Source organism: Variovorax sp. FW301-JW7, from assembly GCF_058788795.1.
Map to the genome: position 1 here is coordinate 416,855 of NZ_JBYTBC010000004.1, position 16,030 is coordinate 432,884.

Below are 16,030 nucleotides of genomic sequence, written 5' to 3' on the forward strand. Positions count from 1 at the left end.
GATCTTGCGGTGTGACCTGGGCGCCGGCCCCGCGGGTGGCGGGGCGGCGCATCGTGTCATGCCAATTGTTGTTGGGGCGAAAGGGGCGAGGCCTGCGACAGCTGCAGCGAGGCCAGAGCCGCCTGCAGGTCGGCTTCGAAGGCTTCGACGCCGGCGCCGATCAGGTTGAGCGGAATGCCCATGGCCCAGCCGGCGGCCACCGCGGCCAGCAGGCTTTCGAGGCTCACGCCGACGTGGGTCGCGCGCCAGATGGTCAGGCGGCCCAGGCCGGGCAGGAACGATTCGCTCGTGCCGTTGGCCAGCACCACGCGGTCCTGGCGCACCAGCACGGCCTTGCCGCCGGCGGCCTGGTGCGCGGACAGCGCGGCGGCCTGCGGGTCGGCCGCATAGAGGATGACCGAGCCGTCGCACAGCGGCGCCAGCGCGGCGATGCGCGGCTCGTCGGCGTTCAGCACGGCCGTGCCTTCGCCCAGCACCACGTCGACCTGGGTGCGCAGCACCTTGACCATCTGGTCGCTCTCGGTGATGTCGTAGTCGGCCAGGGCTTCGGAGCCTTCGAGGTCGGTCACGATGCCGACTTCGCAGCGGTCGTAGGCCAGGCCGTCGCGCAGGATGGTTTCGGCGCCGTTCTCGATCACCACGGCCTCGACGGCGCGGTTCACGAGCAGGCGGTGGCCGGCGTCCCAGTTGGCGCTGTCGCGTGCGTCGACGCGGCGGCGCTCCAGGAACAGGCCGTCGCGGCAGGCCAGGCCGGTGTGGCGCCCGCCGAGGTTGATGAGCCAGGCCACCAGCCGCGCGAGCACGGCGGTGTCGCGCGAGCCGGCCACGCCCACCACGGGGATGCGGCCGGGCGCGTCGTTCGGGAACAGGTGGTCGCAGATGGCGCGGCCCACGGGGCGCGGCGAGCCGATGGCCGGCTTCAGGTGCATCAGCAGGCCGGGGCCGGCGTTCACTTCGACGATCGCGCCGCCCTGCGGGCCCAGCGGCTTGGAGATGTCTTGCGCGACCATGTCGATGCCCGCGATGTCCAGGCCGACCACGCGGGCGGCGAGCACGGCGGCGTGCGCCACCTCGGGGTGCACGAGGTCGGTGCAGTCGTAGGCCATGTTGCCGTTGCGCTGGATCGTCACCACGCGGCCGGCGGCGGGCACCGAGGTGCCGTCCAGCTCCTGGCGCTTGAGCTCCAGCTGCAGCTTGGCGTCGGTGGCCAGCACGATCACGTCGAGCGGGAATTCTTCTTCGGCGCCGCGGCGCGGGTCGCTGTTGAGCTGCTTGTCGATCAGCCCGGCCACGGTGTTCGTGCCGTCGCCGGTCACGGTGATGATCTCGCCGCGCGCGGCCGCCACCACCTCGCCGCCCACCACCAGCAGGCGGTGTTCGTGGCCGCGGATGAAGCGCTCGACCATCACGTCGCTGCCCTCGGGCTCGGCGACCGCGAAGGCGGCCATGACTTCCTCGCGCGTGGTCAGCTCGAGCGACACGCCGCGGCCGTGGTTGGCGTCCGAGGGCTTCACGACCACGGGCAGGCCGATGTCCTCGGCGGCTTCCCAGGCTTCTTCGGGCGACTCGACCACCTGGCCATGCGGCACGGGCACGCCGCAGCTGGCGAGCAGCGACTTGGTCAGTTCCTTGTCGCTGGCGATCGATTCGCCGATGGCGCTGGTGTAGTCGGTCTCGGCGGTCCAGATGCGCTGCTGATTGGCGCCGTAGCCCAGCTGCACCAGGTTGCCGCTGTTCAGGCGCATGTGCGGAATGCCGCGGTCGGTGGCGGCGGACACGATGGCCGCGGTGCTCGGGCCGAGGTAGCAGTCTTCGACCTTGGCCTTGACGGCCTCGACGGCGGTCTGCACGTCGGCGGCGGTGAACGGGTCGTTGTTGATGGCCGCCATCAGCAGGCGGTGGCCTTCGGCCAGCGCCACCCGGGCGACCTGCTCGTCACGGGCCCGGAACACCATGCGGTACACGCCGTGCTCCGAGGTGCTGCGGGTCTGGCCGAAGCCGGTCGGCATGCCGGCCAGGTTCAGCAGCTCGATCACGACGTGCTCCAGCACGTGGCCCGACCAGGTGCCTTCGGTGAGGCGCTGGATGAAGCCTCCGCGCTCGCCCACGCCGCAGTGGTGCTCGATGAGCGCCGGCAGCAGGGTGGTCAGCCGGTCGGTGAAACCGTCGATCTTGTTGGAGGGGAAGTCCTCGAGCTTGCCCAGGTCGAGCCAGACTTCGAGCACCGGACGGTAGGTCCAGAGGTTGGGACCGCGCAAATAGTTGATGCGCAGCAATTGGATGTCGTCGAAACGGGTCATGCAAACGTTCGATGTGCTTTGGCCGAGCACCACGGCGCCTTCAAGCGCTCCCATGGCGATCGGTCAGAATCGGCGCCCGACCAAGGGCGCCATGACGCGGTCCCTGCGGCCCGCGACGGGCAAGAGTCAAATAAACACAATGCAACATCACGATCCAGTCGGCGCCCAGGCGGGCGAAACGGAGGCGGTCTCAGGCGTGCTGAAAAGCCGACTCGCAGGCACTGAAAACGTTTCGGTAACACTTGCGGTTGACCTCGACGACCAACTTCGCTTCGCCACGGGCCTCGTCGCCCTGACCGACCAGCGCCTCATTGCCCTGGAACCCGGTGGTGAGTGGCGTGAGTGGCCACTCACTGAGCAGGCCTTGGAAATGCGTCTTTCCGACCACGCAGGTGTCGGAACCCTCGACCTCATCGGCCCCGCCGGACAGCTCGCCCGCTGGCGCTACACCCTGGCCGGCCAGCCGGCGGCGCTGAAGCTGCTCAAGTTGTTCGGCCAGCGCGCCGCACCGGCTGTCACAAAGGCGACAGAAGAGGTGCCCGAAGGTCTCGAGGCCGAAGGCACCGACACCGAGCTCCAGACCCCGCCTTCGACCTGGGTGCTGCTGCGCCTGGGCCGCTTCGCCGGGCCGTACCGCAAGCAGCTGATCCTCGGGTTTGTTCTGACCCTCATTTCCACCGCCGCCACGCTGGTGCCGCCGTACCTGACCATCCCGCTGATGGACGACATCCTGATTCCGTTCCAGAACGGGCAGAAGATCGATTCCGGCCGGGTCGGCCTGTACCTGGGCGGCCTGCTGATCGCGGCGCTGGTCGGCTGGGGGCTCGGCTGGGCGCGCACCTACCTGCTGGCGCTGGTGTCCGAGCGCATCGGCGCCGACCTGCGCACCACCACCTACGAGCACCTGCTGACCCTGCCGCTGGACTATTTCGGCGGCAAGCGCACCGGCGACCTCATGGCGCGCATCGGCTCGGAAACCGACCGCATCAACGTCTTTCTGTCGCTGCATGCGCTCGATTTCGCGAACGACGTGCTGATGATCGTCATGACGGCGGTCATCCTGTTCTCGATCAACCCGCTGCTGGCCGTGGTCACGCTGGTGCCGCTGCCCTTCATCGCCTGGATGATCCACGTCGTGCGCGACCGCCTGCGCACCGGCTTCGAGAAAATCGACCGCGTCTGGTCCGAAGTGACCAACGTGCTGGCCGACACCATCCCCGGCATCCGCGTGGTCAAGGCCTTCGCGCAGGAGCGTCGCGAAGCCGAGCGCTTCCGCGTCGCCAACGCCTACAACCTGCAGGTCAACGACAAGCTCAACCGCACGTGGTCGCTGTTCACGCCGACCGTGTCGCTGCTGACCGAAATCGGCCTGCTCGTGGTCTGGGCCTTCGGCATCTGGCAGGTGGCGCGCGGCCACATCACGGTGGGTGTGCTCACCGCGTTCATCGCCTACATCGGCCGCTTCTACACACGGCTCGACTCGATGAGCCGCATCGTCTCGGTCACGCAGAAGGCCGCGGCCGGCGCCAAGCGCATCTTCGACATCCTGGACCACGTGAGCAACGTGCCCGAGCCGGCCAACCCCGTGAAGGTGGAGCGCGTGCAGGGCCGCATCGAGATGAGCGGGCTGGGCTTTCGCTACGGCTCGCGCGCCGTGATTCACGACCTCGACCTGACCATCGAGCCCGGCGAGATGATCGGCCTCGTGGGCCACAGCGGCTCGGGCAAGAGCACGCTGGTCAACCTGATCTGCCGCTTCTACGACGTGACCGACGGCGCCATCAAGGTCGACGGCACCGACATCCGCCGCTTCGCCGTGGCCGACTACCGCCGCCACGTCGGGCTGGTGCTGCAGGAGCCGTTCCTGTTCTTCGGCACCATCGCGCAGAACATCGCCTACGGCAAGCCCGACGCCACGCGCGAAGAGGTGGTGGCCGCAGCCCGCGCGGCCCACGCGCACGACTTCATCCTGCGCCTGCCGCACGGCTACGACTCGTTGGTCGGCGAGCGCGGCCAGGGCCTGTCGGGCGGCGAGCGCCAGCGCATCAGCATCGCGCGCGCACTGCTCATCGACCCGCGCATCCTGATCCTCGACGAGGCCACTTCGGCCGTCGACACCGAGACCGAGAAGGAAATCCAGAAGGCGCTCGACAACCTCGTGCAGGGCCGCACCACCATCGCCATCGCCCACCGTTTGTCCACGCTGCGCAAGGCCGACCGCCTCGTGGTCATGGACCGCGGCGAGGTGGTCGAGGTCGGGCCGCACGACGCGCTCATGGCCAAGCAGGGCGCCTACTGGCGCCTGTACCAGGCGCAGCTGCGCCAGGGCGACGATGACGACGTGAGCGAAGGCGCCGCCGACGAGCGCGCCAACGCCCAGGCACCGCTGGCCGTGAGCCACGCGGCCCATCCGGCAGGGGACGTGTGATGAGCAGCAACAACAACAACTTCGAATTGGCCCGCGACACCTTCGGCCGCCTCGTGCTGACCGACGCACAGGGCGAGCGCCACGTGGGCGTGACGCCCGTGCGCGCCTTTCCGCTGAGTGCGCCCAACGAGGGCGTGTCGCTCGTCGGCAGCGAAGGCCGCGAACTCGTGTGGGTCGACCGCGTCGACCAGTTGCCCGCACCCACGCAGGTGCTGCTGACCGAGGAACTCGCGGTGCGCGACTTTGCGCCGACGCTGCTGAAGCTGCACCGCGTGTCGAGCTTCGGCGTGCCCAGCACCTGGACCGTGAGCACCGACCGCGGCGACACCAGCTTCGTGCTCAAGGCCGAGGAAGACATCCGCCGCCTCGAGGGCGGTGCGCTGCTCATCGCGAGCGCGCACGGCGTGCAGTTCCGCATCCCCGATGCGAAGGTGCTCGACCGCGCCTCGCGCAAGCTGCTCGAGCGCTTCCTCTAAGAAGTACCAGGGCCTGTTCACGCTGTTTCCGGCGACGCCGGAAATAGCGTGCACAAGCCCTAATCCAGCAGGTCCGAGTAGTCGCCGCGCGCGTAGCTTTCGACCTGCTGCCACGGCAGCACCTTCGGCGCGGCGATGGCCGAGGCGGTCATCACGTTGAGCGAGGTGCCGTGCGCGTCGCGCTGCTCGATCTTGCGCGCATAGCGGCCCGCCACGTCCCAGTCGACGCGCAGCGTGCGTTCGCCTTGCGGCAGCTCGTAGCGCTGCACGCCACCGCGCGCCGTGCCGAGCGCCTTCATGCGCGGCAGGCTGGCCGGGTCGATCAGCCAGTAGGCGTTGGCCCACGAGCCGCTGTAGCCGACGTTGCCGTAGTTGGCCGCGTCCACCTCGATCACCTTGCGCTGTTGGCGCAGCACCATGTTCACCTGCACCGTGCCGGCCGCATCGCGGCGCAGCCACAGCGGCGCGGCCGTGTTGTCGGCGTGCGCGTGGCCGATGTGCACCTTGCCTTCGCTGGCCTCGTGGTCATGGCCGGCGCGCAGCGCGGGCGGCAGCTCGCGCTCGATCCACACCGTGCCGGCGCGGCGCACCATGCGGTCGGCGTAGCGGCTTTCGCGCTGCACGCCGTCCTTGCCGATCGACATCACGTGGTGCGTGATGCGCAGGGTCTGGTCGGGCGCGGCGGCATCGCCTGCCGCGCCGGCTGCCAGCGGAAGGGCCGCGAGGGCCGCCGCCGCCAGCAGCGTCTTGAGCGTCACGGCAGCGTTCACAGGCCCGCCGCTTCCTTGACCTTGTTGAACACCTTGATGTTCTCCACGGTGCCCTTGAAGAGCTTCGCGCCCGCGCCGCCCGCGAACAGCATCACGTCGCCGCCGCCGTGCGTTTCCGAACCCGGCGTGCCCAGGTTGATGCCGACTTCCTGCAGGAAGTTGTCGTCCGTGGTGTCCATCGCGGTCTGGTCGTCGCGCGAGGCGCCGCGCGCCGGCGCGATCCACGGCTTGTTGTTGTCTTCCGGGTTGATCTGGCTGGCGGCCGTCGCGTTGGGCCGTCCGCCGTTGCCGAACACCAGCGTGGTGTAGGGCTTGCCGTCCGCCGCCTTCGAGGGCTTGCCGTCGGCGTAGCCGTTGACCTTGCCCAGGATCGGGTTGCCGATCTTCGGGTAGCCGTTGAAGGCGATCGCGTGGTCGTGGTCGACCGTGACCACCACCAGCGTGTTCTTCAGGCCCGGGTCCTTCTTGTTCATGTAGTCCAGCGCGGTCTGGATGGCCGTGTCGAAGGCCAGCGTGTCTTCCAGCGCGCGCTTGGCGTTGGTGCCGTGCAGCGCGTGGTCGATGCGACCGCCTTCCACCATGAGGAAGAAGCCCTTGTCGTTCTTGCTGAGCACGCCCAGGGCCTTCTCGGTCATTTCCGACAGGCTGGGCTGGTCGAGGTTCTGCTTCACGCGGTCGAGTTCGTAGGCCATTTCGCTCGGCGTGAACAGGCCCAGCAGCTTGCCCGTGGCGCCCGCGTCGACGGCGCGCAGCTTGGTGCCGGTGTCGACGTAGGTGTAGCCCTTGGCCTGCATCGCCGTCACCAGGTTCACGCCGTCGGTGCGCTTGCTGCCTGCCAGCACCGTGGTCGGCAGGTAGTTGCGCTGGCCGCCGCCCAGCAGCACGTCCACGCCGTCGAGCAGCTTGGGGTTGTAGTTGGCGTGGCCCGGCACGCTCTGCTCGGCGATGGTGTTGTAGCCGTTGCGGTTGCAGATGTGCGCGTAGGTGGTGGCCGGCGTGGCATGGCCGACGCGCGTGGTCGACACCGCGCCGACCGCACGGCCCTTGGCCTTGGCGAGCTCGAGCAGCGTGTCGGCGGCCTGGCCGTTGGTCGGCGGGCAGGTGGTGTTCTCGCCGTTGATGTACTGCTTGCCGGTGCTGTCGACGGCGACCGTGTCGCTGGACATCGAGATCACCTCGTTGCGCATCTTCACGCCGGTCATGTAGGCGGCCATCGAGGGCGCGCTGTCGGTGGTCTGGCCGTCGAGCGAGAAGGTCTTCACGCGCGCCGCATACGGCAGCGACTGCATCGTGAGGTTCGCGCGCTCGGGGCTCACCAGCGAGCCGGGCTTGGCGGCCAGCTGCTTCTCGCCCTTGTAGATGCGCGCGGCGGTCACGGTGACGGGGCCCATGCCGTCGCCGAGGAAGAAGATCACGTTCTTGGCTTCGCCGGCGGCGTGGGCGCCGGTGGCGAGCATGCCGGCGGCGGCGCAGACGAGCGCGGCGGCCAGGCGGGGGGTGAGGAGGGTGCGGTTCATGGTCGTGTGCATGGTTGTGTTCGTCCGTGAGTGGCTGCCGCCCTTCACAGGCCGACCGCCTTCCTGATCAGGCCGAACACGTCGGTGTTGGTGATCACGCCCGAGAAGTTGTCGGCGCCCAGGCCCTGCGCGCCGAGGAACACGTCGGCGCCGCCGTGGGTTTCGGAATCGCTCGCGGGGTCCATCGGCACCACGGCTTCCTGGCGGTAGTCGGGCAGCTCCAGGTCCGCCTCGCTGATGGCGATGTCGCGTGCCGTGCGGTGCGGGCCATTGCCGAAACCGATGATGGTGTAGGGCATGCCGTTCACGTCCTTGCTGGTCTTGCTGGTGTCGACGTAGTCCTTCACCAGGCCGAGCACGCCGGGCTTGCCCGACTCGGTCTTGCCGGTGCGTGCGGCATAGCCGTTGAGCTGCAGCGTGTGGTCGTGGTCGGCCGTGACCACCACCAGCGTGTTCTTCAGGCCCGGGTCGATGGCCTGCATCTTCTGCAGCGCCAGCTTGATGGCGTCGTCGAAGGCGCCGGTGTCCTGCAGCGCACGGCGCGCGTTGGTGGCGTGCAGGGCGTGGTCGATGCGCCCGCCTTCCACCATCAGGAAGAAGCCCTTCTTGCGCGCGGCCAGCGCGTCGATGGCCTTGCCCGTCATCTCGGCCAGGCTGGGTTCCTTGGTCGGGTTGCGGTCCAGGTCGTAGGCCATGTGGCTCTTGGTGAAGAGGCCGGCGATCTTGGTGGCGCCGTCGGCCGGCAGCTTGTCGAACTCGGCCCGGCTGGCGGCGAAGCTGTACTTGGCGGTCTTCAGCTCGGCGATCAGGTCGCGCTTGTCGTTGCGCTTGCCGCCGGCTTCCTTGGCCGTGAAGTAGTCGGTGCCGCCGCCGAAGAACACGTCGACGCCGTCGCCCAGCTTGCCGTTGTAGCCGGCGCCGCCCGGCACCAGCGCGGCAGCGATGGTGTTCTCGGCGTCGCGGTGGCACACGTGCGAATAGGTGGCGGCGGGCGTGGCGTGCGTGATGCGCGTGGTCGTGACCACGCCGGTCGCGTAGCCCTTGGCCTTGCTCTGCTCGAGCAGCGTGTCGACGGCCTGGCCGTTGCCCGAGGGGCAGGTGCTGTCGAAGTTGAGGTGGTAGGCCTTGCCCGCAGCGTCGGTGGCGCGGGTTTCGGCACTCATCGAGATGACCTCGTTGTTCATCTTCACGCCGGTCATGTAGGCCGACATCGAGGGCGCGCTGTCGGTCACCTGCGCGTCGTTCGAGTAGGTGTGGACGAAGGCGGTCTCGGGCAGCGTGTCGATCGTCAGGTCGCCGTCCTCACCGACCTTGTAGATGCGCGCAGCGGTCAGCGTGGTGATGCCCATGCCGTCGCCCAGGAAGAAGAGGATGTTCTTCTGTGCCTGCGCGGCCGGCGGCGTGGTGGGTGGCGGAAGGAACGGCAGCGACGGGCTGTTGTTGTTGCTGCCGCCGCAGGCGGACAGCATCAGTGAAGCGCCCAGCAGCGCCGGGGCGATCAAACGGTGATTCATGCAACGGACTCCCTCGAAGGTCGTGACGTTCGGCGCGCGTGCTGCGCACCGACTCAGGGAGTGCAATCTAGAGACCTCCGGTGACTCGGCCGTGACGATGCGGGCCGGCCGCGAAAGTTCAGTCTTTGTTTGCTCGTGACTGTCTTGCGCGTGTCACGTTGCTGCGCAGGGCCAGCGCGCCCGCACCGGCGGCCACGCCGCTCACGAGCGTGCCCCAGGCCATGTCGATGAACGACAGCGCCAGCGGCCAGTCGCGGATCGTCGCGAGGTTCGTCAGGTCGTAGGTGCCGTAGCAGAAGAGGCCGAACAGGCTGCCGAGCAGTGCGGCGCGCAGCACGCCCTGCGCTTGCAGGCCTGGCACGATGGCGAAGACCAGCAGGCCGATCGGATAGAGCAGGTAGAACGCCGTCGCCACGCCCAGCCGCGGGTCGGGCGCCATCAGGTTGCCCATCTCTCGCTGGTAGAGGCCGTCGGCGACGAAGCCCAGCCAGAGCGTGTCCAGGGCCAGAAGGACCGCGAAGGTGGCGGCCCATGCGGCAAGGGATCTGGTGTTCATGCGCGGCATCGTATCCGGGTGTCGGCGCGCTGAATAAAATCAGCCCGCCATGGTCAATCTCTACCTCGTCTCCAGTGCCCTCAACACGAAGATCGGGGTGTTCGACAGCGACCAGCGCCTGGCGCAGACGCTGTACACCCTGGCCAGCATCCGCCTGCAGGACCCGGGCGCCCGCATCTACCTGGTCGAGATGGGCGCCGTGCCTTACAACGACCTCCAGCGCGTCGTGCTGGCGCGGGCGGTCGACCGGGTGCTCGACTTCTCGGGCGACGGCGAGGTGCAGCGGATCGCCGCGGGTTACGACCTCAGCATCGTCAAGAACCTGACCGAGACCCTCTGCCTGGAGGTCATGTTCGGTTTCCTGCGTTCCGAAGGCCTGCTGGCCGACGTGTCGCGCGTCTTCAAGGTCAGCGGTCGCTACCAGCTCACCGAGCGTGCCGACATCGGCCGCTATGCCGATGAACGTTTCGCGGGCAAGGTGGTGTTCGCCCAGCGGCGCCCGCCGGGCACCGTCACCGCGGTCGTCGGCATTCCGGGGCAGTACATGAGCCGCCTGTGGAGCTTCGACGCCGTGCTGATCGACCACGTCGTGACCGTCTACCAGCAGATCCTGGCGCACATGCTGGCCGTGGTCCATGCCGGGGAGTACATCGACATCGAGCATTGCCTGTGCAAGTTCTTCCCGGCGGAGCAGATCGCCGAGGTCGAGGCCGTCGGCGTGCGCGGCCCCTCCGGCGGCAGCGGCATCCTGCTCGAAGATTGACCGGGCGCGCCGGCCGCTTTTTCTTTTTTTCCTATTTCCCGGAGGCTCCATGCCCCTGCACACTACCGCCCTCGTTCTGTTTTCCGGCGGCCAGGACTCGGCCACCTGCCTGGCCGAGGCCCTGTCCAAGTACCAGCGGGTCGAAACCCTGGGCTTCGACTACGGCCAGCGCCACCGCGTCGAACTCGACGTGCGCGGCACCGTGCTCGCCAAGATCCGCGAGCGCTTTCCCGAATGGGCGCCGCGCCTGGGCGAAGACCACGTGCTCACGCTGGCCGCGCTGGCCCAGCTCGGCGGCTCGTCGCTCACCGAGGAAGTCGCCTTCGCCATGCAGGCCGACGGCCTGCCCAACACCTTCGTGCCGGGGCGCAACCTGCTGTTCCTCACGCTCGCGGGCGCGCTGGCCTACCGGCGCGGGCTGCAGGTGATCGTCACCGGCGTCTGCGAAACCGACTTCTCGGGCTACCCCGACTGCCGCGACGACACCATGAAGGCCATGCAGCTCGCGCTGTCGCTCGGCCTGGAGCGCCGCCTCGTCATCGAGACGCCGCTCATGTGGATCGACAAGGCCGAGACCTGGGCGCTGGCCCACCGCCTGGGCGGCCAGCCGCTGGTCGACCTGATCGTGGAAGAAACCCACACCTGCTACCTCGGCGACCGCGAACACCGCCAGGCCTGGGGCTACGGCTGTGGCGAATGCCCGGCCTGCGACCTGCGCAAGAAGGGCTGGGAGCGCTACGCCGCAGCGGGCTGAGCGGCCGTGTTCAAGCGGTAGCGCGCACCACCGTCTCCCGCTGTGCCACCGGTTCGCGGCACCAGCGTCCACCGCTGGTTGTGGAAATCGCCCACGGCCGCGCGGTGCGCAATCGACACCATCGCCCCGCCCGCGGCCTGCACCGTGGCGGCGAGGCGCTTGTACAGCACGCTTTCGGCCTCGGCATCGAGCGCGCTCGTGATCTCGTCGGCGAACAGCCATGCCGGCTTTCTCAGCAGCACGCGGGCTATGGCCAGTCGCTGTTGTTCGCCGCCCGAGAGCTTCTGGCTCCACGCGTCGCTGTCGTCGAGGCGGCTGGCAAGGTCCGGCAGCAGGGCATCGGCGAGCGCCTGGCGCAACTGGTCGTCGCTGTAGTTCGAGGCCGGATTCGGATACGTCAGCGCATCGCGCAGCTTGCCGTCGGGCACGTAGGGGCGCTGCGGCATGAACATCGCGTCGCCGGGCACTTGCACATGCCCGCGCGAGAACGGCCAGATGCCCGCGAAGGAGCGGAACAGCGTCGACTTGCCGCTGCCCGAAGGCCCCTGCAACAGCACGCTGTCGCCGGGCGCCACGGACAGGGCGGCACCGGCAAGCAGCGCCGTGCCGTTGGGCAGGGCCACCCCGAGGTCGTCGGTGTGCAGGACTGCGGCCGGAGCGCGCTGCAGTTCGTTGTCGCGCGTCGCGTGGGCCTTCATGGCGTCGTCGAAGCTGGTCAGGCGGTCGGTGGTGGCGCGCCACACGGCCACGCTGTCGTAGTTGTCGACGAACCAGCTCAGCGACTCCTGCACCTTGCCGAAGGCCGAGACGATCTGCATCAGGTGGCCGAGCTGGATCGAGCCGCCGAAATACTGCTGCGCCCCGACGATGAACGGAAAGATCACCGCCGCCTGGCCGAAGAACGAGGTGAAGGTCACCAGGTTCTTCTGCTGCTTGATCAGCAGCAGGTAGTTGCGCAGCACGTCGCCGAAGCGCAGGTTGAGCTGGCCGCTCTCGACCTTCTCGCCATGGTCGAGCGCAATGGCTTCGCTGTACTCGCGCACGCGCACCAGGTGATGGCGGAAGTCGGCCTCGAAGCGCTGTTGCCGGAAGTTCAGTCCGATCAGCGGGCGGCCGATGAAATGCGTGACCACGGTGCCCACGATCGAATACCCCAGCGCCAGCCAGACCATCGCGCCGACGATCTGGTAGGTGGTGCCGCCGGCCGTGAACGAGAAATTGCCCGACAGCGTCCAGAGCAGGCCGATGAAGCTCAGCAGCGTGACCACGGCGTTCAGCAGGCCCATCGAGAGCGACATCGTGGCGCTGGTGAACATCTGCATGTCTTCCTGGATACGCTGGTCGGGGTTGTCCGGCGCGGTGCCGTCCTTGCCGGCGTAGCGCGCCAGTTCCAGGTGATAGAAGGTGCGGTCCGCCATCCAGCGCGACAGGTAGCTGCGCGTCATCCAGGTGCGCCAGCGCAGTTGCAGCAACTGCGTCACATAGAACTTGAGCACCTGCACCGCGATGTTGAAGAAGGCGATCCAGCCGAACACCCGCACCTCGCGCCAGAAGGCGACCACGTCCTTGTTCTGCAGTGCGTCGTAGAAGCGCCCGTACCACTGGTTGCCGAGCACCGCCACATAGACGTAGAAAAGGTTCAGGGCAATGATCCCCAGCAGCATGGCACGTGCCCGCCATTTCTCCTCGGACCGGAAGTAGGGCGCCGCGAGCGTGAAGACGCGGCGCAGGACCTGGATGAACGAGCTGGCGCGCGCCGTGACGGATAAAGACATTCGGGTTTCCTCGCAGGCGCGGGTGCGCCGGTCATCGTGAGGAACCCATCGTAGACAAATGTTTCTTAAACGGAACTGAAATTCCGCCAGAGGTGCCCGATGCACCTGAAATGCCAGAACTGCCCGGGGCGCAGGTCCGCCCGCTCAGCGCAGCATGATCCGCGCAGCGGTCGCCAGGAAGTGCGCCAGCGCTGGCGTCTTGAGCCCTTCGACCTTCGCTGCTTCGTCCCACAGCCGCAGCCGCACCGCGTCGCCCGACCACGGCAGGCCGGCAAAGCGCTGCGCCGCGTCGTCGTCCATCACGCCGCCCTGCAGCGCCAGGCTGCGCACCGAATCGGGCGAGAGCTTCGACACGTAGCCCGGCCGCGTCGCGCACAGGTAGCGCTTGGCGTCCACGTGCAGGCGGATCGGCTCGCGCACCGCCACGTCGAAGGCGCCGCGCAGCAGCGGCAGCGCGATGTACTGGTGGCGGTCGTCGATGCCCAGTTCGGTGGGCGAGTGCGACAGCGTCTGGTGCTCGGCGATCAGCAGGTGCCCCAGGTCGTGCAGCAATGCAGCCGTCACGAGCGTGTCGCCGGCGCCGGCCTGTTCGGCCAGCCAGGCGCATTGCAACGCGTGTTCGAGCTGCGACACCGGCTCACCCGCGTACGCCAGCCCGCCGCGTTCGGCGAACAGGCGGGCGATCTCGGCGAGGTCGAGTGTCATGGGATTGCAAAAGAACGGGTGCGACAGCCTGTACAGGCTCGCGCCGCGCGATGACAGCCGTGTGACGAAAGTGCAAACGCCGCGGCGCGGGTACGGCCATGTGACAAACCTTTGTCACATACCGCTGCGAGCATCGCTGCGTTCACGGCCCCGGCCGTGTTTTCTTTTTGCGTACACCGCCTGTTCTTACCTCGAGGGAATCTCCCATGCTGCATCGTCGTCTGATGTGGGCCGCCGTGCCCGCCGCCTTGTTCTCGCTGGCTTTCGCCGCCTCGGCCCAGGGCCGCACCGAGCTGCTGGTCTACACCGCGCTCGAAGCCGACCAGGTGCAGGCCTACAAGGCTGCCTTCGAAAAGGAGAACCCCAACATCGAACTGAAGTTCGTGCGCGACTCCACCGGCATCGTCACCGCCAAGCTGCTGGCCGAAAAGGCCAACCCGCAGGCCGACGTGGTGTGGGGCCTGGCCGCCACCTCGCTGATGCTGCTGGACAAGGAAGGCATGCTCCAGCCCTACGCCCCCAAGGGCCTGGACGCCATCAAGCCCACCATGCGCGACACGGCCAACCCGCCCAAGTGGGTCGGCATGGACGTGTGGTCGTCGGCCATCTGCTTCAACACCGCCGAAGCCACGAAGAAGAACCTGCCCAAGCCCACCAGCTGGGCCGACCTGACCAACCCGGTCTACAAGGGCCAGATCACCATGCCCAACCCGGCGGCCTCGGGCACCGGCTACCTCATGGTGTCGGGCTGGATCCAGATGATGGGCGAGGACAAGGCCTGGAAGTACATGGACGCGCTGCACCAGAACATCGGCGTGTACAGCCTGTCGGGCAGCAAGCCCTGCCGCCAGGCCGGTGCCGGCGAGTTCGCGCTGGGCATGTCCTTCGAATACCGCGCCAACAAGACCAAGCGCGACGGCGCCCCCATCGACATCGTGCTGCCCAAGGAAGGCCTGGGCTGGGACATGGAAGCCACCGGCATCATGAAGACCAGCAAGAAGCAGGACGCCGCCAAGGCCCTGGCCGACTGGGCCGTGACGAAGCAGGCCAACGAGCTGTACGCGAAGAACTTCGCCGTGCTCGCGCTGCCGGGCATCCAGGAAAAGCTGGAGTTCGTGCCGGGCGACGTCGAGAAGCTGCTGGCCAAGAACGACTTCAACTGGGCTGCCGCGAACCGCGACCGCATCCTGACGGAATGGTCGAAGCGCTACGACGCCAAGGCTGAAAAGAAACCCATGTAATGGGCTCTCCCCCAGTCTTCGCGCACTTCGTGTCGCTACGCCAACCCCCTCACCGGGGGCAACACCAGCGGCCCGGCAAAGCCGGTTCCGCGGTGTTTCTCGACTGGGGCCACTGAACATGACCAGCTTTCTTTCTCTTCGCGGCATCGGCAAGTCCTTTGGCGCCACGCGCGTGCTCGACGGCATCGACCTGGACATCGAGCCCGGCGAGTTCGTCTGCCTGCTCGGTCCTTCGGGCTGCGGCAAGACCACGCTGCTGCGCATCGTGTGCGGCATCGAGCGCGCCGACAGCGGGCAAATCTTGCTCGGCGGCCAGGACATCGCGGGCCTGCCGCCCGCGGCGCGCGGCTTCGGCGTGGTGTTTCAGTCGTATGCGCTGTTCCCCAACCTCACGGCGGCGCAGAACATCGCCTACGGCCTGCACCCCACGGGCGCCCTGGCGCGCGAGATGGCCAAGCGCTCGCGCGAAATGCTCGACCTTGTCGGGCTCACCGCGCATGCCGACAAGTACCCGGTGCAGCTCTCGGGCGGCCAGCAACAGCGCATCGCCTTGGCGCGCGCGCTCGCACCCAACCCGCGCCTGCTGCTGCTCGACGAGCCGCTCTCCGCGCTCGACGCGCAGGTGCGCGCCACGCTGCGCAGCGAAATCCGCGCGCTGCAAAAGCGCCTGGGCATCGTCACCATCATGGTCACGCACGACCAGGAAGAAGCCCTCTCGATGGCCGACCGTGTGGTGCTGATGCACAACGGCCGCATCGAACAGGCCGGCACGCCCGACGAGCTGTACCGCAAGCCGCGCACCCGCTTCGTGGCGGGCTTCGTGGGCCGCATGAACATGCTGCCCGCGACCGTGTTGGCCGACGGCAAGGTGCGTGTGCGCGACAGCGAACTGTTCTGCGCACCGGGCAACCTGAGCGTCGGTTCGCAAGCCACCGTGGGCATCCGGCCCGAGCATGTGGTGGTGAAACGCTTCGGTTCCGAGCTCGGCACCAACAGCTTCGCCGCGCGCCTGCTCGACACCGAGTTCTTCGGTAACCGCACCTCGGCGCGTCTGGCCTGCGAGCCGCTCGGCATCGAGATCGAGGCCGAGCTGCCCGCCGATGCGCGCAGCGGTGGCGAAGAGCCGCTGGTGCCCAGCAGCATGGTGCACATCCAGCTTCCCTTGAACGCGCTGTCGGTCCTGGCGCAATGAGATGACGTCGCGTGTGCGAGGTCCTTGTCGCGCGGGGCG

Annotated in this window: 13 protein-coding genes; 6 read left to right on the top strand and 7 right to left on the bottom strand. The window is 68.2% G+C overall.

The annotated features are described in order from the left end of the window. Window positions 1-56: 56 nt before the first annotated feature. On the bottom strand, window positions 57-2,300 hold the full coding sequence (locus tag AC3WQM_RS13800; RefSeq protein ID WP_492679415.1) for a cyanophycin synthetase: 2,244 nt from the start codon (window positions 2,298-2,300) through the stop codon (window positions 57-59). 139 nt (window positions 2,301-2,439) lie between these two features. Here AC3WQM_RS13800 and AC3WQM_RS13805 point away from each other — a divergent pair, with 139 nt between their 5' ends. Further along, window positions 2,440-4,728, top strand: a complete 2,289-nt coding sequence (locus AC3WQM_RS13805; protein WP_492679417.1) for a cyanophycin metabolism-associated ABC transporter — start codon at window positions 2,440-2,442, stop codon at window positions 4,726-4,728. Beyond that, window positions 4,728-5,204 carry a cyanophycin metabolism-associated DUF1854 family protein gene (locus AC3WQM_RS13810; protein ID WP_492679419.1) on the top strand — a complete coding sequence of 159 codons (477 nt, stop codon included), beginning with the start codon at window positions 4,728-4,730 and terminating at the stop codon, window positions 5,202-5,204. The genes AC3WQM_RS13805 and AC3WQM_RS13810 overlap by 1 nt, the downstream gene beginning before the upstream one ends. Before the next feature lie 59 nt (window positions 5,205-5,263). Here AC3WQM_RS13810 and AC3WQM_RS13815 read toward each other — a convergent pair whose 3' ends face one another. The 4 genes from AC3WQM_RS13815 to AC3WQM_RS13830 form a co-directional block, all read right to left on the bottom strand. Continuing rightward, the gene (locus AC3WQM_RS13815) at window positions 5,264-5,974 is read right to left on the bottom strand and encodes a hypothetical protein (RefSeq protein ID WP_492679421.1); all 711 of its coding nucleotides are present in this window, start codon (window positions 5,972-5,974) and stop codon (window positions 5,264-5,266) included. Beyond that, entirely contained in the window at window positions 5,971-7,503 is a 1,533-nt protein-coding gene (locus AC3WQM_RS13820) for an alkaline phosphatase (protein WP_492679423.1), read from the bottom strand. The genes AC3WQM_RS13815 and AC3WQM_RS13820 overlap by 4 nt, the downstream gene beginning before the upstream one ends. A 32-nt stretch (window positions 7,504-7,535) precedes the next feature. Then, a complete protein-coding gene (locus AC3WQM_RS13825) occupies window positions 7,536-9,005 on the bottom strand; it encodes an alkaline phosphatase (RefSeq protein ID WP_492679425.1) in 1,470 nt (489 codons plus the stop codon). A 118-nt stretch (window positions 9,006-9,123) separates the two neighbouring features. Continuing rightward, window positions 9,124-9,561: a DUF2177 family protein gene (locus AC3WQM_RS13830; RefSeq protein ID WP_492679427.1), complete on the bottom strand. Its 438-nt coding sequence runs from the start codon at window positions 9,559-9,561 to the stop codon at window positions 9,124-9,126. A 49-nt stretch (window positions 9,562-9,610) separates the two neighbouring features. Between AC3WQM_RS13830 and AC3WQM_RS13835 the strand changes: the two genes are divergently transcribed. Beyond that, window positions 9,611-10,324 carry a hypothetical protein gene (locus AC3WQM_RS13835; RefSeq protein ID WP_492679429.1) on the top strand — a complete coding sequence of 238 codons (714 nt, stop codon included), beginning with the start codon at window positions 9,611-9,613 and terminating at the stop codon, window positions 10,322-10,324. Between the two features lie 49 nt (window positions 10,325-10,373). Further along, on the top strand, window positions 10,374-11,078 hold the full coding sequence (gene queC / locus AC3WQM_RS13840; protein WP_489059139.1) for a 7-cyano-7-deazaguanine synthase QueC: 705 nt from the start codon (window positions 10,374-10,376) through the stop codon (window positions 11,076-11,078). Here queC and AC3WQM_RS13845 read toward each other — a convergent pair. Both AC3WQM_RS13845 and AC3WQM_RS13850 read right to left on the bottom strand, forming a co-directional pair. Beyond that, complete coding sequence (locus AC3WQM_RS13845) at window positions 11,060-12,853, bottom strand: ABC transporter ATP-binding protein/permease (RefSeq protein ID WP_489059137.1); 1,794 nt, start codon at window positions 12,851-12,853, stop codon at window positions 11,060-11,062. The two genes, queC and AC3WQM_RS13845, sit on opposite strands and share 19 nt — an antisense overlap. Before the next feature lie 144 nt (window positions 12,854-12,997). Then, entirely contained in the window at window positions 12,998-13,558 is a 561-nt protein-coding gene (locus tag AC3WQM_RS13850) for a phosphonate degradation HD-domain oxygenase (protein ID WP_492679431.1), read from the bottom strand. A gap of 206 nt (window positions 13,559-13,764) precedes the next feature. Between AC3WQM_RS13850 and AC3WQM_RS13855 the strand changes: the two genes are divergently transcribed. Together AC3WQM_RS13855 and AC3WQM_RS13860 are read left to right on the top strand one after the other, a co-directional pair. Next, complete coding sequence (locus tag AC3WQM_RS13855; protein ID WP_492679433.1) at window positions 13,765-14,799, top strand: putative 2-aminoethylphosphonate ABC transporter substrate-binding protein; 1,035 nt, start codon at window positions 13,765-13,767, stop codon at window positions 14,797-14,799. 118 nt (window positions 14,800-14,917) lie between these two features. Continuing rightward, complete coding sequence (locus AC3WQM_RS13860) at window positions 14,918-15,991, top strand: ABC transporter ATP-binding protein (RefSeq protein ID WP_492679435.1); 1,074 nt, start codon at window positions 14,918-14,920, stop codon at window positions 15,989-15,991. Window positions 15,992-16,030: the final 39 nt, after the last annotated feature.

Bases quoted from the DNA above. Each gene is read 5' to 3' on its own strand.
- AC3WQM_RS13800 (WP_492679415.1), bottom strand. From the start codon at position 2,300: ATGACCCGTTTCGACGACATCCAATTGCTGCGCATCAACTATTTGCGC.
- AC3WQM_RS13805 (WP_492679417.1), top strand. From the start codon at position 2,440: ATGCAACATCACGATCCAGTCGGCGCCCAGGCGGGCGAAACGGAGGCG.
- AC3WQM_RS13810 (WP_492679419.1), top strand. From the start codon at position 4,728: ATGAGCAGCAACAACAACAACTTCGAATTGGCCCGCGACACCTTCGGC.
- AC3WQM_RS13820 (WP_492679423.1), bottom strand. From the start codon at position 7,503: ATGCACACGACCATGAACCGCACCCTCCTCACCCCCCGCCTGGCCGCC.
- AC3WQM_RS13825 (WP_492679425.1), bottom strand. From the start codon at position 9,005: ATGAATCACCGTTTGATCGCCCCGGCGCTGCTGGGCGCTTCACTGATG.
- AC3WQM_RS13830 (WP_492679427.1), bottom strand. From the start codon at position 9,561: ATGAACACCAGATCCCTTGCCGCATGGGCCGCCACCTTCGCGGTCCTT.
- AC3WQM_RS13835 (WP_492679429.1), top strand. From the start codon at position 9,611: ATGGTCAATCTCTACCTCGTCTCCAGTGCCCTCAACACGAAGATCGGG.
- queC (WP_489059139.1), top strand. From the start codon at position 10,374: ATGCCCCTGCACACTACCGCCCTCGTTCTGTTTTCCGGCGGCCAGGAC.
- AC3WQM_RS13845 (WP_489059137.1), bottom strand. From the start codon at position 12,853: ATGTCTTTATCCGTCACGGCGCGCGCCAGCTCGTTCATCCAGGTCCTG.
- AC3WQM_RS13850 (WP_492679431.1), bottom strand. From the start codon at position 13,558: ATGACACTCGACCTCGCCGAGATCGCCCGCCTGTTCGCCGAACGCGGC.
- AC3WQM_RS13855 (WP_492679433.1), top strand. From the start codon at position 13,765: ATGCTGCATCGTCGTCTGATGTGGGCCGCCGTGCCCGCCGCCTTGTTC.
- AC3WQM_RS13860 (WP_492679435.1), top strand. From the start codon at position 14,918: ATGACCAGCTTTCTTTCTCTTCGCGGCATCGGCAAGTCCTTTGGCGCC.